Annotated in this window: 17 protein-coding genes; 7 read left to right on the top strand and 10 right to left on the bottom strand. The window is 74.6% G+C overall.

Annotated elements, in window-relative coordinates; genetic code table 11:
* Positions 1-123 precede the first annotated feature (123 nt).
* Together ACZ4WZ_RS20060 and ACZ4WZ_RS20055 are read right to left on the bottom strand one after the other, a co-directional pair.
* Positions 124-1,503 carry an FAD-dependent oxidoreductase gene (locus ACZ4WZ_RS20060; protein ID WP_467892087.1) on the bottom strand — a complete coding sequence of 460 codons (1,380 nt, stop codon included), beginning with the start codon at positions 1,501-1,503 and terminating at the stop codon, positions 124-126.
* Between the two features lie 63 nt (positions 1,504-1,566).
* Positions 1,567-2,580 (bottom strand): DUF4349 domain-containing protein, encoded by a 1,014-nt coding sequence (locus ACZ4WZ_RS20055; RefSeq protein WP_467892084.1) that lies wholly within the window; start codon positions 2,578-2,580, stop codon positions 1,567-1,569.
* Between the two features lie 139 nt (positions 2,581-2,719).
* On the opposite strand from ACZ4WZ_RS20055, the gene hemG reads away from it, so the two are divergent.
* Together hemG and hemQ are read left to right on the top strand one after the other, a co-directional pair.
* On the top strand, positions 2,720-4,198 hold the full coding sequence (gene hemG, locus ACZ4WZ_RS20050; protein WP_467892082.1) for a protoporphyrinogen oxidase: 1,479 nt from the start codon (positions 2,720-2,722) through the stop codon (positions 4,196-4,198).
* A gap of 23 nt (positions 4,199-4,221) precedes the next feature.
* Positions 4,222-4,935 (top strand): hydrogen peroxide-dependent heme synthase, encoded by a 714-nt coding sequence (gene hemQ, locus ACZ4WZ_RS20045; protein WP_388938559.1) that lies wholly within the window; start codon positions 4,222-4,224, stop codon positions 4,933-4,935.
* A 111-nt stretch (positions 4,936-5,046) separates the two neighbouring features.
* On the opposite strand, the gene ACZ4WZ_RS20040 is transcribed toward hemQ, so the two are convergent.
* The 6 genes from ACZ4WZ_RS20040 to ACZ4WZ_RS20015 all read right to left on the bottom strand — a co-directional run bounded on the left by ACZ4WZ_RS20040 (position 5,047) and on the right by ACZ4WZ_RS20015 (position 12,842).
* Entirely contained in the window at positions 5,047-6,810 is a 1,764-nt protein-coding gene (locus ACZ4WZ_RS20040) for an alpha/beta hydrolase (protein WP_467892079.1), read from the bottom strand.
* A gap of 274 nt (positions 6,811-7,084) precedes the next feature.
* Positions 7,085-8,125, bottom strand: coding sequence for a TIGR04222 domain-containing membrane protein (locus ACZ4WZ_RS20035; RefSeq protein WP_467892077.1), 1,041 nt, complete (start codon positions 8,123-8,125; stop codon positions 7,085-7,087).
* Complete coding sequence (locus ACZ4WZ_RS20030) at positions 8,122-9,414, bottom strand: MbnB/TglH/ChrH family RiPP precursor modification enzyme (RefSeq protein ID WP_467892075.1); 1,293 nt, start codon at positions 9,412-9,414, stop codon at positions 8,122-8,124. Before ACZ4WZ_RS20030 ends, ACZ4WZ_RS20035 begins: the two co-directional genes overlap by 4 nt.
* Positions 9,415-9,533: 119 nt before the next feature.
* Complete coding sequence (locus tag ACZ4WZ_RS20025) at positions 9,534-10,283, bottom strand: aminoacyl-tRNA hydrolase (RefSeq protein ID WP_467892073.1); 750 nt, start codon at positions 10,281-10,283, stop codon at positions 9,534-9,536.
* A 310-nt stretch (positions 10,284-10,593) separates the two neighbouring features.
* Positions 10,594-11,463, bottom strand: a complete 870-nt coding sequence (locus tag ACZ4WZ_RS20020) for a glycosyltransferase family 2 protein (RefSeq protein ID WP_467892070.1) — start codon at positions 11,461-11,463, stop codon at positions 10,594-10,596.
* 17 nt (positions 11,464-11,480) lie between these two features.
* Positions 11,481-12,842 (bottom strand): tetratricopeptide repeat protein, encoded by a 1,362-nt coding sequence (locus ACZ4WZ_RS20015; RefSeq protein WP_467892068.1) that lies wholly within the window; start codon positions 12,840-12,842, stop codon positions 11,481-11,483.
* A 243-nt stretch (positions 12,843-13,085) separates the two neighbouring features.
* Here ACZ4WZ_RS20015 and ACZ4WZ_RS20010 point away from each other — a divergent pair, with 243 nt between their 5' ends.
* Together ACZ4WZ_RS20010 and ACZ4WZ_RS20005 are read left to right on the top strand one after the other, a co-directional pair.
* Positions 13,086-14,138, top strand: a complete 1,053-nt coding sequence (locus tag ACZ4WZ_RS20010; RefSeq protein WP_467892065.1) for an NAD-dependent epimerase/dehydratase family protein — start codon at positions 13,086-13,088, stop codon at positions 14,136-14,138.
* A gap of 35 nt (positions 14,139-14,173) precedes the next feature.
* Positions 14,174-14,866, top strand: coding sequence for an LbetaH domain-containing protein (locus ACZ4WZ_RS20005; RefSeq protein ID WP_467892063.1), 693 nt, complete (start codon positions 14,174-14,176; stop codon positions 14,864-14,866).
* A gap of 258 nt (positions 14,867-15,124) precedes the next feature.
* Here the strand turns inward: ACZ4WZ_RS20005 and ACZ4WZ_RS20000 are convergent, their stop codons facing one another.
* Both ACZ4WZ_RS20000 and ACZ4WZ_RS19995 read right to left on the bottom strand, forming a co-directional pair.
* A complete protein-coding gene (locus tag ACZ4WZ_RS20000; protein WP_467892061.1) occupies positions 15,125-15,490 on the bottom strand; it encodes a hypothetical protein in 366 nt (121 codons plus the stop codon).
* A gap of 1 nt (position 15,491) precedes the next feature.
* Positions 15,492-17,183: a site-specific integrase gene (locus ACZ4WZ_RS19995; protein WP_467892059.1), complete on the bottom strand. Its 1,692-nt coding sequence runs from the start codon at positions 17,181-17,183 to the stop codon at positions 15,492-15,494.
* A gap of 170 nt (positions 17,184-17,353) precedes the next feature.
* Here ACZ4WZ_RS19995 and ACZ4WZ_RS19990 point away from each other — a divergent pair, with 170 nt between their 5' ends.
* Genes ACZ4WZ_RS19990 through ACZ4WZ_RS19980 form a run of 3 tightly spaced genes read left to right on the top strand, consistent with a single transcriptional unit; the run spans position 17,354 to position 19,496 of the window.
* Positions 17,354-18,028 carry an AIM24 family protein gene (locus tag ACZ4WZ_RS19990; RefSeq protein WP_467892057.1) on the top strand — a complete coding sequence of 225 codons (675 nt, stop codon included), beginning with the start codon at positions 17,354-17,356 and terminating at the stop codon, positions 18,026-18,028.
* Positions 18,025-18,843, top strand: a complete 819-nt coding sequence (locus ACZ4WZ_RS19985) for an ABC transporter ATP-binding protein (RefSeq protein ID WP_467892108.1) — start codon at positions 18,025-18,027, stop codon at positions 18,841-18,843. The genes ACZ4WZ_RS19990 and ACZ4WZ_RS19985 overlap by 4 nt, the downstream gene beginning before the upstream one ends.
* Positions 18,840-19,496 (top strand): ABC transporter, encoded by a 657-nt coding sequence (locus ACZ4WZ_RS19980; protein WP_467892055.1) that lies wholly within the window; start codon positions 18,840-18,842, stop codon positions 19,494-19,496. Before ACZ4WZ_RS19985 ends, ACZ4WZ_RS19980 begins: the two co-directional genes overlap by 4 nt.
* The last annotated feature ends 13 nt before the right edge of the window (positions 19,497-19,509 follow it).

Below are 19,509 nucleotides of genomic sequence, written 5' to 3'. Positions count from 1 at the left end.
CCCCCCCCCCCCCCCCCCCCCCCCCCCCCCCCCCCCCCCCCCCCCCCCCCCCCCCCCCCCCCCCCCCCCCCCCCCCCCCCCCCCCCCCCCCCGCGTCGGCGTTCCCCCGGGCGCCCCGCGGTCCTAAACGGCCGAGCGAACCGCTGAGACGGCCTTGCGGGCGGCGACCAGGACCGGGTCCCAGACCGGGGAGAACGGCGGGGCGTACCCCAGGTCCAGGGAGACCACCTGCTCCACCGTCATCCCCGCCGTCAGGGCGACCGCGGCGATGTCCACCCGCTTCGCGGAGCCGGCACCGCCGACGATCTGGACACCGAGCAGGCGGCCCGTGCGCCGCTCCGCCAGCATCTTGACCGTCATCTCCTCCGCGCCCGGGTAGTAGCCCGCCGTGTTCGTCGAGCGGATGGCGGCCGTCACGAAGCGCAGGCCCGCCTCCCGGGCGTCCTTCTCGCGCAGCCCCGTACGGGCGATCTCCAGGTCGCAGACCTTGCTGACCGCCGTGCCGACGACGCCGGGGAAGGTGGCGTAGCCGCCGCCCACGCCCGAGCCGATCACCTGTCCGTGCTTGTTGGCGTGGGTGCCCAGCGGGATGTGCCGCAGGCGGCCCGCCACCAGGTCCAGCACCTCCACGCAGTCACCGCCGGCCCAGATGTCCTCGTGGCCCCGGACCCGCATCGACAGGTCCGTCAGCAGGCCCCCCGACTCTCCCAGCGGCAGCCCTGCCGCGCGGGCCAGGGCCGTACGCGGCTCCACGCCGAGGCCGAGCACGACCACGTCCGCCTCGTACTCCCGGCCGTCCGCCGTGGCCACCGCGCGGGCCCGGCCCTCCTCGTCCGTGAGGATCTTCACCACCTCGGCGTCGGCGACCGTCACGATGCCCATGGCGTTCATCGCGGCGTGCACCAGGCCGCCCATGTCCGGGTCCAGGGTGGACATGGGCTGCGGGCCCCGGTGCAGGACGGTCACCTCGTACCCCCGGTTCACCAGGGCCTCCGCCATCTCCACGCCGATGTAGCCCGCCCCGACCACGACCGCCCGGCGGCCCTCCGTGCGCTCCAGGGTGTCCGCCAGGCGCTGCCCGTCGTCCAGGGACTGGATGCCGTGCACCCCGTGCGCGCCGATCCCCGGCAGCTTCGGCCGGACCGGGCGGGCGCCCGTCGCCAGGACCAGCTTGTCGTAGCCCGTCCAGGACTCGGCACCGCTCTCCAAGTCCCGGGAGCGCACCCGGCGGCCCGGCACGTCGAGCTCCACGACCTCCGTCCGGGTGCGCAGGTCGATGCCCCGGGCACGGTGCTCCTGCGGGGTGCGGGCGATCAGGTCGTCCCGCTCGCCCACAAGTCCGCCGACCCAGTACGGGATCCCGCACGCGGAGTACGAGGTGAAGTGCCCGCGCTCGAACGCGACGATCTCCAGCTCCGCCGGGTCCTTCAGCCGCCGTGCCTGTGACGCGGCGGACATCCCCGCCGCGTCACCGCCGACCACCACCAGTCGTTCCACCGCCATCGTCCGCCCCGCCTCCGCGCCGTCGCCTGCGTGTACGGGGACACGCTACGGGCGGACCCGGCGTCAGTCCTGGAGATCCGCTCCAGTCCGCTCTGGGGCACCGGCGCCCCCGGGGGCCGGCTCCGGTGCGGCGGGCGGGGCCTGGCGGGGCACCAGGGTCCGCCCGAGGCCCGTCTTCGGCTTCGCCGGGCGGAAGCGGCGGTACGCCCTGAACCCGAGGGCCAGCAGCCCGGCGGCGATCACGAACGGCAGGACCGCCGCCACCGCCAGGGCCAGGTAGCGCACGAGCGTGACGAACACGCCCCAGCCGCCGCTCAGGGCATCGCCCAGACCCGGCTCCTCTTCCTCCCGGGGCTTCTCCGGCCCGGCGGCGGGCTCCGAGACCGACACCGTGATCGTGCCCAGCGAGGTCTGGTCCTTCAGCGCGTTCTGCTGGGCCAGCAGCGATTCCAGGTCGGACTGGCGCCGGCTCAGCTCGCCCTCCAGCATCACCACGTCGCTCAGCGCCGAGGCCTTCTCCATCATCTCCCGCACCCGGGCCACGCTCGCCTGCTGCGACTTGACCCGGCTGTCGACGTCGGCGACCTTCTCGGTGACGTCCTGCGCCTCGACCTTCCGGTTCAGCAGCTTCCCGCTGCCCTCCAGTGCGCCGATCACCGCGTCGAAGCGCTCGCCCGGCACCCGCAGGGTCAGCGTCGAGGTCAGCCGGCCGTCGCGGCCGCGCTCGGTGGACTCGTTCCCGACGTACCCGCCCGCGCCCTCGGCCGCCGTGCGCGCCGCGGCGAGCGCCTTCTGCGGCTCGGCCGTCTCGAGGGCCAGCGTCCCCGTACGGATGACGTGCGGGCGCAGCGGCGCCTGCGACCCGGCCTTGGAGTCCTGAGCGGCCGCCGGGGGAGCGGCGGCCCCGGCCCCCGGCTTGCCCGGGGCGGCCGCGCCCTCCCGGGGGCCGGCGACCGCCGCCCGGTCGGAGGCGGCGCTTCCGCCGCCGTCCGCCCCGCAGCCCGTGAGCACGAGGGCCGCCGCGAGCGGGAGGCCGGCCAGCGCCGCGGCGCGGCGGTGTCTGTGGAGCGTGTGCATCGTCAGTACCCCCGGGGGATCGGCTGATGTCCCCGTTTCGACGTCCGGCGGCCCCCGCCGGGTTGCGCCCGCGAGGTTCCGGCCCGGTCCCGATGCGGTCACGTTCAGGCCTCACCGGCCGGTCTGAGACGATGTGTTCATGCACGAAGCGGACACACGTACGGACCGGCCGGGCCCCTCGCGGCACGCCGTCGTCATCGGCGGTGGCATCTCCGGCCTCGCCGCCGCCCACCGGCTGCTCTCCGACGGAGTCCGCGTCACCCTCCTGGAGGCCGGCCCGCGCCTCGGCGGCAAGCTGTACGCCGGAGAGCTCGCGGGGAACCCCGTCGACCTCGGCGCCGAATCCGTGCTCGCCCGCCGCCCCGAGGCGCTGGAACTGGCGCGCGCCGTCGGCCTCGGCGACGCCCTCCAGGCCCCGGCCACGACCACCGCCCGGCTGTGGACCCGGGGCACGCTGCGGGAGATGCCGCGCGGGCACGTGATGGGGGTCCCGGGCGACCCGGCCGCGCTGGCAGCCTCCGGCGTGCTGTCCGCCGAGGGCCTCGCCCGTATCGCCGCCGACACCGGGCTCCCGCCCACCGAGGTCGGCGAGGACGTCGCCGTCGGCGAGTACGTCGCCGCCCGGATGGGCCGCGAGGTCGTCGACCGGCTGGTCGAACCGCTGCTCGGCGGGGTCTACGCCGGCGACGCGTACCGCATCTCCCTGCGCGCCGCCGTTCCCGCCCTCTACGAGGCCGTCCGCACCCACCGCACGCTGACCGAGAGCGTCCGCGCCCTCCAGAGCGGGGCGGCGGCCCGCGCGGCCGCCGGGCGGAACACCGTCATCGGCGCGGGCGCCGCCGGAGCCTTCTTCGCCGGGATCTCCGGCGGCATCGGCCGGCTGCCGCTCGCCGTCGCCGAAGCCTGCCGGGCCGCCGGGGCGCGGGTCCTGACCGGCACCCCGGTGCGCGGCCTCACCCGTACGCCCACGGGCTGGCGGGTCATCGCCGACGGCGAGGCCATCGACGCCGACGCCGTGGTCCTCGCCACCCCGGCCGGACCCGCCGCCGAGCTGCTCGCCGACCTCGCCCCGGCGGCGGCCGCCGGGCTGCGCGAGGTCGAGTACGCCTCCATGGCCCTGGTCACGATGGCCTTCCGGCGCTCCGACCTGCCCGCCCCGATCACCGACGGGGACGCCAGCGGGTTCCTCGTGCCGCCCGTGGACGGCCGCACGATCAAGGCGTCCACCTTCTCCAGCAACAAGTGGTCCTGGGCCGGGGCCGACCCCGGGCTCTTCCTGCTGCGCACCTCCATCGGCCGCCACGGCGACGAGGGCGACCTCGAACGGGAGGACTCCGAGCTGGTCGACGTCTCCCTCGGCGACCTCGGCGAGGCCGTCGGGCTGGCCGCCCGGCCGGTGGCCGCCACCGTCACCCGCTGGGACGGCGGACTGCCCCAGTACCCGGTCGGCCACCTCGCCCGGGTGGAGCGGATCCGGGCCGCCGTGGCCGGGCTGCCGGGCCTCGCGGTCTGCGGGGCCCTGTACGACGGGGTCGGCATTCCGGCCTGCGTCGCGAGCGCCGGGAAGGCGGCCGACGCGGTGACCGCCGCTTTGGCCACCCCTGGGACAGACCACTGATCAGCACACGGGACAATGGACACATGACTGCACCAGAGAAGATTCCCAACGCGGGGAAGAAGGCGAAGGACCTCAACGAGGTCATCCGCTACACCCTGTGGTCCGTCTTCAAGCTGAAGGACGTCCTGCCCGAGGACCGCACCGGCTTCGCCGACGAGGTCCAGGAGCTGTTCGACCAGCTGGCCGCCAAGGACATCACCGTCCGCGGCACCTACGACGTCTCCGGCCTGCGCGCCGACGCGGACATCATGATCTGGTGGCACGCCGAGACCTCGGACGAGCTGCAGACCGCCTACAACCTGTTCCGCCGCACCAAGCTGGGCCGCGCGCTGGAGCCGGTGTGGTCGAACATGGCCCTGCACCGCCCGGCCGAGTTCAACAAGTCGCACATCCCGGCCTTCCTGGCCGACGAGGTCGCCCGCGACTACGTCAGCGTCTACCCCTTCGTGCGCAGCTACGACTGGTACCTGCTGCCCGACGAGGACCGCCGCCGCATGCTCGCCGACCACGGCAAGATGGCCCGCGGCTACCCGGACGTGCGCGCCAACACCGTCGCCTCCTTCTCGCTGGGCGACTACGAGTGGCTGCTGGCCTTCGAGGCCGACGAGCTCTACCGCATCGTCGACCTCATGCGCCACCTGCGTGCCTCCGAGGCCCGGATGCACGTCCGCGAGGAGGTGCCCTTCTACACCGGGCGCCGCAAGTCCGTCGCCGACCTGGTGGCCGGGCTCGCCTGATACCTCCCCTGGGGGGAAGGACCGGAGGAACACCCGTGACACAAGGGTGGCCTCCGGGGATCGGGAGGCCCTGCCCCCGAATCGACGCAGCCGGAGACCCCGCCCGGAAGTTCAGACGACCGGCGGCAGCAGCGCCCTGGAGGTGCCCGCCGCCCCGTCGTCCAGCGACACCGGCGCGGGCTCCGGATGCGGCGCACACGTGACACGCCACCCCGGGGTGGCGCCCGTCAGCAGATACCGCTCCACATGCCGGTCCACGCACGCGTTGCGTCCGCCGGACACCCCGTGGGCGCCCGCCCCCCGCTCCGTGACCAGCGCGGCCCGGGCCCCGAGCCGCCCCTGCAGTGCCAGCGCGCCCCGGTGGGGCGTGGCCCCGTCCCGCTCCGCCGCGACGATCAGCGTGCCGGGCAGACGGCCCGGTTCCGGCCGGACCTCGACGGGCCGCTGCCGGCCGGATACGGGCCAGGAGGCGCACGGCAGGTTCAGGAAGGCGTTGGCCCAGGTCTCGAAGGGGGCCCGGCGGGCCAGTTCGGTGTTGTCGCGGTCCCAGGTCTCCCAGTCGGCGGGCCAGGGGGCGTCGTTGCACAGCACCGCCGTGTAGACGGCCGTCGCGTTGGCCGCCTCGCGCGCCGTTCGCGGATCGCGGGCCGCCTGCCGCACGAGCGGGGCCGGGTCCCCGCGCAGGAAGGCGGCGAGGGCCGCGGCCCGGTCCGGCCAGACGTCGTCGTAGTACGCGGCCTGGAGGTAGGCGGCGTGCAGCTCGCCCGTCCCGACCACCCCGCCCGCCGGGGTGCGGGCCACGGCCGCGCGGACCTTCTCGTAGCTCCCCCGCACGGCCCGCGCCGTGGTGCCGAGCCCGTACGTCGCGTGGTGACGGGCCGCCCAGGCGCGGAAGTCGGCCCAGCGGCGCTCGAAGCCCGGGGCCTGGGCGAGGTTGTTGAGGTACCAGATGCGGCGCGGGTCGGGGTCGACCGCCGAGTCGAAGACCATGCGGCGCACGCGCTCCGGGTGGCGGGTGGCGTAGACGGCCCCGAGGTAGGTGCCGTACGAGGCCCCCATGAAGGTCAGCCGCCGCTCTCCGAGCGCGGCCCGGAGCACGTCGAGGTCGCGGGCGTTGTTCAGGGTCGTGTAGTACGCGAGCGCGGAGCCGGCGTGCCGGGCGCAGCCTTCGGCGTAGGCCCGGGCGGCGGCCAGCCGTTCCCGCTTGTGGGCGGCGGAGGGCTCGGCCGGGACCTGGGTCGGCCCCTGCGGCCACTCGGCCGGGTCCTGGCAGGCCAGCGGGGCGGAGCGGCCGACTCCGCGCGGGGCGTAGCCGACGAGGTCGTAGGCGGCCGCGATGCGCCGCCACGCGGGGCGGTCGGCGAGCAGCGGGAAGGACATCCCGGAGGCGCCCGGTCCGCCGGGGTTGTGGACGAGGGCGCCCTGCCGGGCGGCGCCGCCGCGGCCGCTCGCCGGAACCCGGCTGACGGTGAGGGAGATCTGCGGGCCGTCGGGGCGGGCGTAGTCGAGCGGCACCCGCAGCGTGGCGCACCGCACGGGATCGGGCAGTTCCTCGACGGCGGGACACGGCCGGAACTCCAGCCGCCCGCCCCCGACGGAGGGCCGGGGCACGGGCCGGGTCCCCGCCGCCGGAGCCCCGGCCGCCCCTGCCGGCCCGGCCGCCGGCCGCAGCGCGGCGGCAGCGGCCGCCCGCCGGGCGACGAGCTCCGCTCCGGCGTCCTCGGCAGCGGTGCTTCCGCCCCCGGGCCCGCCCCCCGGCCCGTCCCCGGTGCCGGTCCCGCTCGCCCGGGCCGGGGCGGGCGTGCACAGGGTGAGGCAGAGCGCCGCGGCGGCGGCCCCCTGCCGTAGGCGCGTCGTCGTCCGGAACGTCCGCATGGCGGCCCCTTCATCTCATCGTCCGGTCTGATGAGATGCCAGGACCGCGCGCCAGTACAGGCACACCGCCGGAACACCGCGACGGGTACGCCCTCTTGCCGTACGCCTCACGGCGTGTCGCGCCCCAGCGCCGCCCGCAGCTCCGGGTCCCGTACCGCGCGCAGTCCCCGGACGGCCGCGTCCGCCCCTCCGCCGGGAGGGCCGGCGAAGCCCCCGCCCCGCCACCACCGGCACGGCGGCCCACCGCACCGGCCGGACCGCCGGTGATGGACGGTCAGGAACTGCTGGAGCAGCTGGAACCGGAGGAACCGCCGCAACTCGACCCGCTGGAGCTGCTCGAACCGGAACCGCCGGAGCAGCTCGAACCGGAACCACCCGAACCACCGGAACACCCGTGGCCGGAGCCGCCGGAACAGCCGCTGCCCGAGGCTCCGCAGCCGCCCGCCCCGGAGGAACCGCCCCCGCCGTCGCTCATCGCGCACCAGAGCACCGGAAGCAGCTCCGCGGACGCACCGGACGTGCCCGCCGAACCGGTCCCGCGCCCCCGGGACTGCGCCGCCGCCAGCCGGGTACCGCGAGCCGCCGGCACCAGCTGCTCGCGCAGGTACGGATCCGGCAGGCCCCGCAGCCCGAACAGTGCCGTCCGCACCCGGGGCGCCGGATCGGCCGCGTACCGCGCGCGGAAGGCGGCCAGTGCCCGCCGCCCCGCCGGGGTGATCCGCCGCCCGGCCCGCCGCGCGCACACCAGGCCCGCCACGAGGCCGCCCACCAGGGCCGGGAGCACGGTGAGGGCGAACGGCACCCCGGGTTCCGGGTCCGCCAGCAGGAAGATGAAGGTGAGCGGCAGCGACAAGGGCAGCATCACCAGGCACGCCACCGCCTGCGCCAGCCCCCACCGCCGCACCACGCGCCCGGCGCCGGGAGCCGAGAGCAGCCCGCGCGCCGCCAGCGCGTCCCCGGTCTCCTGGACGGCCGGCTCGCACATGGCGGCGTACCGCACCTGGTAGAGCCACCCCGACGGCGCCCGGGACAGCGCCAGCAGCACGGCCCGCTCCACGGGGTCCGCGCCCCGTGCCCCGGGCCGGGCCTGCACGATGCCGGGGCCGCCGACGACCAGTCGGCCGTCCCCGAGCAGCGAGACGAGCGCGGTGTCGACCACCGTCCCGGGGCCGCCCGCGAGGAACGCCGCCTCGGAGAGGTCGTGCACGGCGGGCGCGGGCCCGGGCACCGGCGGCCGGGAGCGGCGCAGGGCGCGCAGCAGCAGGAGGGTGGAGACGGTCACCGCCGCCCAGACGGCGACGGCCAGCGTGTTCACGGCGACGCCTTTCCCACGAGGGCGCGGGCCCAGCGGGTGAAGCGGCCCGGCGGCCGCACCCCCGCCCGCTCCCGCCACCAGGCGGCGAGCCGGCCGCGGGCGGCCGGGTCGGTCGGCAGCTCCCGCACGAGCAGGTGCTCGGCGAAGTCCAGCGCGTCCCGGCGGTACCCGGCCGTCATCGGGCGGCTGCGGGCGTAGCGGAGGAAGGCCGTGCGGTACGCGGCGGGACCGCCCAGGATGCCGGGCAGCTCCGGCGCCACCTTCGCGACCACCGAGGCCCGCTTGGCGGCGAGCGCCCGCGCCTGCACGCGGACCCGCTGCCGGTCGAAGCCCTCGGGCACGGGTGTCCCGGCGACCAGCGCCGACAGCAGGGCCGCCTGCCCGAGCCCCAGCCGGGTCCGCGCGGTCTCACCGGCCGTGCCCGCCGCGTCCTCGCGGAGGGCGACCCGCTCCCGCAGGGCGCCGGGGGGCCCGCCCGCGTCCACCACCGCGCGGATCCGGCCCAGTTCGGCGGCCAGCTCCGCCTCGGGCGGGAAGTCGTCGTCCCGCTCCAGCAGGACGCCGGGCGGGTCCACCCGCTCGCGCAGCCGGGCCAGTACGTCGAGCACCACGGGCGGCACGGGGTGGGCGTGGGTGTCGTGCCAGACGCCGTCGCGCTCCACGCCCCCGGCGACGTGCACGTACGCCAGCGCCTCCAGCGGGATCCCGTCCAGCACGGCGGCGGGGTCCTCGCCGCGGTTGACGCGGTTGGTGTGCAGGTTGGCCACGTCGACGAGCAGCCGTACGCCGGTCCGCTCGACCAGCTCGGTCAGGAACCGCCCCTCCGTCAGCTCCTCCCCGGGCCAGGTGATCAGCGCGGCGATGTTCTCCAGGGCCAGCGGCACGGGCAGCGCGTCCTGCGCGATCCGGACGTTCTCGCAGAGCACGTCCAGCGCGTCCCGGGTCCGGGGCACGGGCAGCAGGTGCCCGGCCTCCAGCAGCGGCGAGGAGGTCCGTACGAAGGCGATGTGCTCGGTGACCAGCGGCGACCCCAGGGCCACCGCCCGCTCCCCGAGCGCCGCCAGCTTCGCCGGGTCGGGACGGTCGGCGCCGCCGAGGCCCAGCGAGACCCCGTGCGGCACGACCCGGACCCCCCGCTCGCGCAACCGCAGCAGGGACTCGGGCAGGTGGCCCGGACAGACGTTCTCCGCCACCACCTCGACCCAGTCCAGGCCGTCCAGCCGCTCGACCGCGTCCGCGATCTCCGGCCGCCAGCCGATGCCCACCCCCAGGCGTTCCATGGGCTTCATGTCCCCCTCGCCCCCTTCACGGACCGTGTGCCGAAGTGATGGCCCCCCACGGGCACGCCCAACCACGGGGAGGGGACGTTCAGAGCAACATTTGAGGTTCCCGCCGGTTCAAGGCGGGTTCACAGCCGGGCGCGCAGTGCCGGGTGGTCCGAGACCACCGTGCAGGAGCCCGGGGCGATCTCCGTGAAGCCGGCGTCCCGGACCACCGGCAGGCCGCTCCCGCTCAACCGCGCCCACCCCTCGCGCGGGGCGGTGCGTACCGCCAGCCGGAAGCCGGAGGCCTGCCACAGGGCCCGCTCGGCCGCGGTCAGCTCCCACCACGCCAGCTGCGCCGCGTGCCCGGCCTGCGCCATCGCCTTGCCCGCCGACATGTCGAGGTCCGGGTTCAGCCACAGCACCGGGACGCCCGGCTCGACCGGACCGGCCGGCCCGGGGTCGTCCAGGTCGGTGCCCGACACCTGGAGCTTGGCCAGCTCCTTGGGCCAGCCGTCCAGCGGCACCGGCGGGAAGACGCGGACCTCGGACGCCTCCCCCTCCACGGTGACCCCCGGCAGGGTCCCCGCCTTGCGCCACTCCGCCCCGCGCGCCCGCCGGACCACCTTGCGGATCCGCGCGTCCTGCCAGTCGCGCACCGCGCGGGCCCACTCGCCCTCGCCGTGCGACCGCTCGTCCGCCAGCAGGACCAGCACCGCGCGGGCCGCGGTCTCCAGCGCGTCGGTCCGCGCCGGCGGGCCGGTCTTCTCGATCCGCACCACCAGCGGCAGGACGAACTGGGGGGCCTCGTCGCGCAGGGCGTGCTCGCGCCGGAAGGGGCTGTCCGCGCCGACCGCGGGTAGGTCTGTGGTCTCGTTCGGGTGCTGGCTGCTCATCCCGCCAAGGATGCCAGGCTCCGCCTTCAGGAGGATGTCCCGGGTGGCCGGCGCGGGTGAGGATCGGGTCCATGAAGAGCGACTTATCGACGCACTCGCCGTGTCCCCCGAAAGTCGTGTCGTATAGGGGCCCGCTGGAGCCCGGGCCGGTGTCGCGTACGGTACGGGTCCCGGTGTCGCATTCGAGCGCGGCGAAGACCCTACCGCCGTGGCGGGCGTCACACTCGATGGAGTGAGGAGGCGCTGCGGTGGCACGTCTGTGTAGGTAGGGCCAGCACAACCAGATCCTGGCCGTCGTCGTCGGCGGCGATCAGATGACCGGGGGTCGGCCCAGCTGGGTCATCCGCCACACGGTCCGCCAGCGCATGGGTCGCCTTGGCGGGCAGGGCACCCGTACGCCTTCGAAGAATCCGGCCCACCAGGCGGCCAGGCCGGACGGCGGGGGTCGCTGCGCGAGCGTGTACGCGGCCCACGTCGCGAGGTAGACCGGGATCAGGACGGCGGGCAGGTGCCGCTTGGCCAGCCAGACGCGGTTCCGGCCGGTGTTGCGGTAGTAGACCGCGTGTCGGGACGCCTCGGTGCGGGGGTGCTGGAGCACCATGTCCGCCCGGTAGTCGATCTCCCAGCCGGCGTCGAGCGCCCGCCAGGCGAAGTCGGTCTCCTCGTGGGCGTAGAAGAACTGGGTGGGGAAGTCGCCTACCTGGTCGATCACGGTCATGCGGATGGCGTGGCCGCCGCCGAGGAACGTGGTCACCGGCCCGGACACCATGGGGTTCTTGCCGCCCAGACGGGGGACGTGCCTGCGCTGGCTTGCCCCGGTCTCGTCCGCGATGCGGAAGCCCGCGATGCCCAGGCGTGGCCTGCTGGCGAACACTTCCCGGACTAGGCGGAAGGTGTCGGTGCGGGGCAACAGGCCGTCGTCGTCCAGGACCACGACGACGTCCACGCCGCCGCGCTCGCGCAGCCAGGCCACGCCGGCGTTCCGGCCGCCGGGGATGCCCAGGTTGTGCGGCAGCTCCACGCCGTCCACGCCGTCCGGGAGGGGTGGGAGTTTCACGCCCTGGCCGAGGACGACGACGGTTGCCGGATCGCCTTCCTGGGCGCCCACGGAGGCCAGCAGGGCCCCCAGTTCTGCGGGCCGGTCGCCCATGGTCAGGACCACAACCCCGATCTTCGGCATTCTGGTGTTCGTTCCTTTCACGCCTGGTTGTTGAGCAGTTCGGTGGCGCGCTGGTTCAGGCTGGCCGCGCCGGCCACACCGCGCTTGCGGTACCGGGTCGCCGCCGCCTGGATCTCCCTGACTGCCTGTCTGTTGCGGTCGGAGACCACGCCGCCCATGAAGTCCAGGGACCTGGTCCACAGGCCCACGGCTTCCTCGTGCCGGTGCTGCCCGGCCACCGATCGCCCCAGGTTGGCCATGGTCAGCCCGTGCTTGAGCTGGTAGGTGCCCGGGGTTCGGCCCGCCAGGGCCCGCCGGTAGTGCCGTTCGGCTGCGGTGTGGTCCTTCATCGCGGTCAGGGTCTTTCCCATGTGGGAGGCGACCGTGGCCGCCACCGGGCCCGAGGCGGCGGCGTAGGCGGTGACTGGGTCGCGGGTGTCCGTCACGGCGTCCTCGGCGGCCAGAAGCGCCCGTGCCGCCCTGGCGCTCTGGCCGCCGGCCCCGTACGCGCGGGCGCACGTGACCAGGAGCAGGGCCTCGGTCTGCCGGTCGACCTTCCCCGCCGCCCTGCCCAGGGCGGCTTCGGCCAGCTCGGGACATGAGCGGGGGTGGCCCAGGTCAAGGGCCTGATGGGTCAGGGCCCGCATCATCCACGCGGCGTGGCCGTTCGGGTCGGCCTCGCAGGCGAGCTGGTAGCCCAGCAGGTAGTACCGCTGTGTGGCGCCCTCCCGGCCGAGGTCATGGTGTTTCCAGCCGACCAGGCAAGCCAGCTGGGCCGCCGCCGCGAACGCCTCGGAGCGGACCGTGGCGGAGGGGAACCGGGCGGTGAGCATCGGGGCGACGGTGTCGGTGAGGTAGGCAGTGACGGTGGTCAGGCCGTGGCCGCCGCCCATGCGTTCGTCCACGCTGCGGAACGTCTCGGTCAGCTGCCGGACCGTGGTCACCTCGGTCGGGCCGACGCTGCCGCCGGTCTCGGCGGCTCGGAGCGTCGCGGCGACCGCTTCGTGGTCGTAGGCCAGAGGCAGGCCGACGGCGGCGGCGGTGAACGCGGCGCCGAGGAAGTCGCGGCGACGTTGCATGACGGACCTCCCGAGATCGGCGATGGCGGCCAGTGGATCGGCTTCCAGGACGCCACCGATGACAGCGGAGCCTAGACCGATCTCGGCGACCGTCACCCGCCGCTTCGTCCGTCTCGTCAGGGCCTCGGCAATGTAGAACGGCGTCTGGCCGGAGGGTGTACCCCCCGCAACCCAGTAGGCGACGGCCGACGGCCCGGTACTCAACCGCTGGCCGGCCTCGGCCGCCACAGAGCGGATCTCCCTGGCCAGCGCGTAGTACGTGGCCCCGGACTCGGCGATCACGTCCGCTAACGCGCTGTTCGGTGTCCGGTCCCCTGCCAATGTCGGCCCCCTCGGAAGCGATCTTGAACGGGTTGAACGGGTTGCCACTTCGCCCACGGTACTCACTTTCCGTGCTGGGGCGTTCACTGTTCATCAGCCCGCCCGGGGCTGCACCACCGCTCCTTCCGGTGGAGCCCACCCCTGCCCCGGGCGGTGCCCGCCGGGGTGGCGGGAAGGCGGTCCCAAGCCGGTCCGGTCGCAACCTCCCCGTCGCCCCCTTCCGCCGAATCCGAGGAGACCACCGTGACGTTGACCGACGCCGACCTGTCCGCCGCCCTCGCCGACTCAACCGTGGTGGTCACCGGGGGCGGGGGCCTGGTCGGCTCCCGCATCACCGCCCGACTTCGCGCGGCCGGGGCCCGCGTGATCGCCGTGGGCAAGCTCGACGCCTACCCCGCCGCCGTCTACGCCGACCTGTTCGGCGTGCACGCCACCGACCGGGACACCATCGTGGGCGACATTGCGGACGCGACCCTGATGGACCACGTCGTCCGGGAAGCGGACTACGTGATCCATGCCGCGGCCGTCGCCGATGTGGCCGCCTGCACCCGCAATCCCATGGCCGCGATCCAGACCAACGTCACCGGCACGCAGGTCCTCCTGAACGCGGTCCGCCGCTGCAACGCCCGCGTACGCCGGTTCGTGTTCGTCTCCTCGGCGGCCGTCTACGGCAACGGCGACCCCAAGCGCCACGACGTGCAGACCTGGCACGAGGACCGGCCCCTGGCCCCGCTCTCGGTCTACGCGAACACGAAGGCGTGGGGTGAGGCGCAGACCGCGCTGGTGCTGGGCAAGGCCAACGTCTCCCACACCTCGGTCCGGTACTTCTCCGTCTACGGCGAGCCCCAGACCGTCAAGGAGGGATCGCACTCCTGGGTGGTCGCCTGGATGGCGATGCGCGCGAAGCTCGGCCTCCCTCTGCACCTGAACGGCGGCGGCCGGCAGGTCCGCGACTTCGTCCACGTCGAAGACATCGCCGAAGCCACCATCAGGGCCATGCTCGCCCCCGGCGCCGACCGGCAGATCCTGAACGTCGGCACCGGCCAGGCCACGTCCATCGCCGACGTGGCTCACCTCATCCGCCGCCACTACCCCGAAGCCGAGTTCCAGGACCGGCCGCTGCCCGAGGGCGACCCGCTCGGCGGGACGGCCGGCACGGCCCGCGTGACCGCCGCCCTGGACTGGGAGCCCCGGATCACGGTGGCCGAGGGCGTGGCCCGCTACGTCGCCTGGCTCGACAACACCCCCGCCGCCCTGCCCGACTTCCTGCGCCGTGAGGCCGCCGAAGCCGCCTGAACCTCCCGCCCCGACGACGACCAGGAGCAAGCCAGGTGCCCGAGTCCATCCGTATCGGTGACTACGTCCGCCCCCCGGCCGCGTCCAGCCTGGACGCCACCGGATACGCCAAGATCGGCGAGTTCGAGCTGTCCGACTTCCTCACCCGCTGGGACGCCCTCCACGACGACGCCCTACAGGTTGTGCCCGAGCGGATCCACCCCACCGCGCAGATCCACCCCACCGCGATCATCGGCGAAGACGTCATCATTGGGCCGGGGGTCCGCGTCCACGAGTTCTCGACCGTCCGCAAGCGGTCCGTCCTCGCCGCCGGCGTGTCGGTGGGCTTCGGGTGCGAAGTGACCCACTCCTTCTTGGGGGAGAACACCGTTCTCGGCCACCAGGTGGGCGTCGGGCACTCCATCATCGGGACCGACGCCCACCTGTCCGCGAACCTCGTGATCGCGGCGATCAGCTTGTGGAACTACGACATGCGCGTACCCGTCAAGGAGATCGCCCTGCACGGCCCCGGCGACGAACCGCCCTACCGGTGCACCACGTCCCAGTTCGGCGGCCTGATCGGCGACCACGTCCAGACAGGCAGCATGATCACCCTCGGCCCCGGCATTGCCGTGGGCCGGCATTCGACCATCGCCGCGAGCGTCTGCATGGGTAGCGCCATCGTTCCCCCGGCCAGCGTCGTACGGTCGTCTTCACCCGAAGTGATCATCGAGCCCCGCCGGATCTGACCGCCGTCCCCGCCGACTCCCGCCCCGACCTCCCGCCCCGGCGGCGGGCCCGCCTGTGGGTCTCGGTCCAGCGGGGCCGTGCCCACTCTGCCCGCACCGCGGCGAAGTATCCCGAGACCGGCGCCCGGGTCCGGGAGATCCTCGCGCAGCAGCCCGGCGCGGCCTGACCACCCGGGTACGCGAAGGGGCCCCCACCAGAACCACAGACCTGGTGGGGCCCCTTCTGCTGACTTGGGAGGGTCGTTGTGCCACTCCAGGCTACGCGGGACCGGTACGGCCGCTCAGCGGCAACGTGCGGACGTTCCCGGCGCCGTCCAGGGCCTTACGGAGCCGCTCGATTTCCTCGTACTGCGCGGCCAGCTGCGACACGGCCACCGTGCGGAACACCGTCAGTTCCGCGATGGTGTCCCGGTTGGCCGCCAGCCGCTCCCGTAGACCAGCATTTTCGGCCTTCAGACGCTCTATCTGGGCGTCCCGAGGGTCGATGATCTCCCCGGTCTCCTGCGCGGCCTTCACGCGCCGCTCAAACTCCTCCGCCAGGTGCTGGTACGGGCCGGGCCGCTCGTTTCCGGCCCGGATCGCTCCCTCGTTGTGCTGCTTCGTCTCCTCGGAGATCCGGGCCACGTCAGTCTCCTTCCTGTGCCGGGCCGGTCCCGGCGGCGTCGATTTCGTCCAGTACCCGGAGCGACCTGTCCAGGTCGGCCCGGACACGGTCCCGTTCGGCCTTGTGGCCCCGGGGGATGGAGCCGAGGAACACGCGCGTCCTCTCGGCGTTGTCGGCCCACACCGGCCGGTGGACCGGGTGGTGGGTGGCCTGCGGGCACCGTGCGGAGTCGCACATCCCCGCCATAGGCTTGGAGTCCGTGGTGACCGAAGCCCCGGTGATCTTCAAACACAGGGCCTTATGGGGGTCCTTGAACCAGCAGTAGTTCGCGGCGCCGGCGTGGAGGAACTGCAACTGGCTTCGCAGGAGGTTGACCAGCTGCCGGTCCGACCCCATCACCTTGGGTCCCCCGGCCTGGTGATCGGCCAGGGCGGCGTCCACGTGCGTGAACGCGGCGATCACGTCCCGGGCCCCGGGGCCGGACGGCATGATGCCGGCCTGGAACTCCCGGAACGCGGTGGCGGTCAGCTCCAGGTGGTGCTTCGCCTCCTCCTCCCCGACCTCGGCCAGGAAGATGCCTTGTGCGCCGCCGGGACGGTGCGCGTAGCCCTCGGTGGTGGCCACGTGCACATGCTTAAGGTGGATTTTCGCGGCGACCGTGGGGAATCGGGGTTCGTAGCGTTCCCGGATGCGCTGGGAGGTGCGCCGGAGGACGGTGTCCCAGTCCACGAAGGGGCGGCCGGTGGACTGCACAGCGACCATTGGTGACGTGCCGTCGGGGTTGACCAGGCGGAGGCGTTCGGCCGGTGAGAGGTGCCGCCACCGGGTGCGGTGGCCGTTGATCCGGGCGCCTTCGTGGTCGGGTGCTTCGATGAACAGCGGCGACCCGAGGCGGGCCGGAGGCCGGTAGGGGCCGCGGGTCACGGCGGCGTCCCGGTCCAGCTCGACGTACTGGTGGACATCGGCCAGGGCCCGGTGGCTGGTCCAGGTGGCGCGTGCCTTTTGTCCCTTGGTCGTGGATTCGGCAAGCGGGAACCAGACCGGGACCGGGGTCCGTCGTGCGGGCAGGGAGGGAAGTTCGTAGGTCAGCAGGTAGGTGAACTCCTGTGCGCGCAGGCCGGTGGCTGTGACCAGGCCGCCCACGGCGGCGTTGCGGGCCAGTTCTCGGCCGCGGAAGGAGTCGTCCGGGACGCCGTCCGGGTCCAACCCGGCCAGGGCCCGGAGGAAGGTGTCCCGGAACTCCGGCTCCAAGTACTTCATCGTCACGTGGGGCTTCGCGCGGCGGACGGTGGCGGTGTTGCGGCGTGCCTCTATCGCGCCGGCCTCCCTGCTGTAGCGGGTGCCCATGGCGTACGTGAACGGGACCTTCGTGCAGTGGTCGTTGTCGACGGCCCAGGAGTAGAAGCGGGACATCACGTTGACGCGGTGGTTCCAGGTGGCGCCGTCCCATCGGGCTTCGACTGGGCCGGCCAGCCGGTACTCCGCGAAGGCGCCCAGTGCGGCCCGCAGGTCTGCGCGCTCCGTGAAGGGATGCATGGAGCGGGAGGCCAGGAACTCCAGCCAAGATCGCATGGCCTGCGCGTACGAGCGCCAGGACTTCGCGGCCGGCACCCCGCTGATGGGGAGTTCGCGGAGCCATGCGTTCACCGCGACGGTGGGGCGGGGGCCGCGCTCGTCCTCGAATCGAAGGTCGTCATCAATCAGGACCGGCATGTCCTGGCGAATGAGGGGCTCCCGGCCAGGTCCCAGGACTCCCAGCCGTCCCGGGTGAAGTAGGTCAGCAACATGCCTACACCATAGGCAATGAGACGCACTCAAGTAGAGTGAATAGAAAGCTAGTTGAACTCCTCTTCTACCGTCTAAAGAGACAAGGTCAAAGCGCAGTGATAAGCGACCTTTTCGCGAGCGAGAACCTCGCCCGGCCCGCCACCGCGCCCGGTATGACCCTGCAGAACGCCAAGTGCGTCAAGTACGCCGTCAACGGGGAGATGCTGGCCCGGCAGGGCTCCATGGTCGCCTTCCGCGGGAACCTCCAGTTCGAGCGCCGGGGCCAGGGCATCGGCGGCATGCTCAAGCGGGCCGTCACCGGAGAGGGCCTCGCGCTGATGTCCGTACGCGGCCAGGGCGAGGCCTGGTTCGCCCACCAGGCCGGCAACTGCTTCATCATCGACCTCGAGCCCGGCGACGCCCTGACCGTCAACGGGCGCAACGTCCTGTGCTTCGACGCGACGCTCTCCTACGAGATCAGGATGGTGAAGGGCGCCGGCATGACCGGCGGCGGCCTCTTCAACAGCGTCTTCACCGGCACCGGCAAGCTCGCCGTCGTCTGCGACGGCAACCCGGTCATCATCCCGGTCACCGCGCAGTCGCCGGTGTACGTGGACACGGACGCGGTGGTCGGCTGGAGCGCGGCGCTGGAGACCGGGCTGCACCGCTCCCAGTCCGTCGGCTCCATGATCCGCGGCGGCTCCGGCGAGGCCGTGCAGCTCAAGCTGAGCGGCGAGGGCTTCGTCGTCGTCCGGCCCAGCGAGCTCACCGAGACGGCGGCCGCCCACTGAACCTCACCGACGTCGGCCGCCGCTACGGCAGGCGGCGGCCCTGGGTGCTGCGCGGGATCACGGCGGAGCTGCCGGCCGGTTCCCTGGTCCGCCTCGAAGGCGGCAACGGCGGCGGCAAGTCCACCCTGCTGCGCGTCATCGCCGGCATCGACGCGCCGACCGAGGGGCGCGTCGAGGGACGCCCGTCCCGCACCGCCTACGTCCCCGAACGCTTCCCGGCGGCCTTGCCGCTCACGGCGGGCGCCTACCTGACCCACCTGGGCCGGGTGCACGGCCTTACGGCCGCCGCGGCCGCCCGGCGCGCCGCCGAGGCCCTGGAGCGGTTCGGCGCAGCCGGCCACGCCCGCACCCCGATGGCCGAACTGTCCAAGGGCACCAGCCAGAAGGTGGCCGTCGCCCAGGCGCTGCTCGCCGGGCCGGCGCTGCTCGTCCTCGACGAGGCCTGGACCGGGCTGGACGCCGCCGCCCGGGCGGAACTGGACCGGGCCGTCACCGAACGCACCGCCGCCGGCGGCACGGTGGTCTTCGTCGACCACGACCCCGCCCGGCTCGCCGGCCTGCCCGATGCCCACTACCGGCTCCGCGGCGGCACGCTGGCGCCCGCCGCCCCGCCCGCCCCGGCCGGCGCACGCGCCGTACGGATCCACGCGGCCGGCCCGCCCGGCGCCGCCCCGCCCGCGGGCCTGGCCGCCGTACCCGTCCCCGACGGCGGCGTCCTGCTGACCGTGGACGCCGCCCGCTCCGACGCCGTGCTGCGCGAGCTGCTCACCGCGCTCCCGCCCTGGCACATCCGTGCCGTGGAGGAACTCCCGTGACCGTGACCGCCCTGCTGCGCTACCAGGGCGCCCTGCTGCTGCGCTCCCAGCGCTGGATCGCCCCGTCCGTCCTGTACGCGGCGTTCCTCGCGGTCGGCATCCGCTCCGGCGACCCGGCACCGGACGCCCTCGGCTACGCGGCGGCCGGCCTGGTGCCGGTGAGCGCCTGGCTGGTCCGGATCTGCGTCACCGCCGAACCCCCGGCGGCCCGGGCCGTCTCCGCCGCCGCGGCCGGCCCGGTACGGGTCCACGCCGCGGCCCTGCTGACCGCGCTGGCCGGGGCGCTGCTCGCCGGGGCGGCCGGCGCGGCCCTCGCCCTGCTGCTCGGCGACCTCGGGCAGCGGCCCCCGGCCGCGACGGCCCTCGCCGGGGCGGTGGCGGCGGCGGTGTGCGCCCTGACGGGGGCGGCCGTGGGCGCGGTGTGCAGCAGGCCGCTGCTGCGGTCACGGGGCCTCGCGGTGCTCGCCGGGGGCGTGGGCTCGGTGCTGGCCTGGGTCGCGTCCTTCTCCCCGGCCCGCCGCGCGGTGTCCGCGCTGGTGGAGGCCGCCCGTTCGGACGCCGTTCCGCTGCCGCTGGGCGCACTGGCGGGGGCGCTGCTGCTGGCGGGCGCGGCGGGGGCGGTGGCCTGCCTGGCCGGCACGCGGCGGAGCTGACGGGGCCGGACCG

The organism is Streptomyces sp. NPDC029122, from assembly GCF_055569445.1.
The sequence above is the reverse complement of the archived record's forward strand: the minus strand, read 5'-3'. Positions and strand labels throughout refer to the sequence as shown.

Bases quoted from the DNA above. Each gene is read 5' to 3' on its own strand.
- ACZ4WZ_RS20060 (WP_467892087.1), bottom strand. From the start codon at position 1,503: ATGGCGGTGGAACGACTGGTGGTGGTCGGCGGTGACGCGGCGGGGATG.
- ACZ4WZ_RS20055 (WP_467892084.1), bottom strand. From the start codon at position 2,580: ATGCACACGCTCCACAGACACCGCCGCGCCGCGGCGCTGGCCGGCCTC.
- hemG (WP_467892082.1), top strand. From the start codon at position 2,720: ATGCACGAAGCGGACACACGTACGGACCGGCCGGGCCCCTCGCGGCAC.
- hemQ (WP_388938559.1), top strand. From the start codon at position 4,222: ATGACTGCACCAGAGAAGATTCCCAACGCGGGGAAGAAGGCGAAGGAC.
- ACZ4WZ_RS20040 (WP_467892079.1), bottom strand. From the start codon at position 6,810: ATGCGGACGTTCCGGACGACGACGCGCCTACGGCAGGGGGCCGCCGCC.
- ACZ4WZ_RS20030 (WP_467892075.1), bottom strand. From the start codon at position 9,414: ATGAAGCCCATGGAACGCCTGGGGGTGGGCATCGGCTGGCGGCCGGAG.
- ACZ4WZ_RS20025 (WP_467892073.1), bottom strand. From the start codon at position 10,283: ATGAGCAGCCAGCACCCGAACGAGACCACAGACCTACCCGCGGTCGGC.
- ACZ4WZ_RS20020 (WP_467892070.1), bottom strand. From the start codon at position 11,463: ATGCCGAAGATCGGGGTTGTGGTCCTGACCATGGGCGACCGGCCCGCA.
- ACZ4WZ_RS19995 (WP_467892059.1), bottom strand. From the start codon at position 17,183: ATGCCGGTCCTGATTGATGACGACCTTCGATTCGAGGACGAGCGCGGC.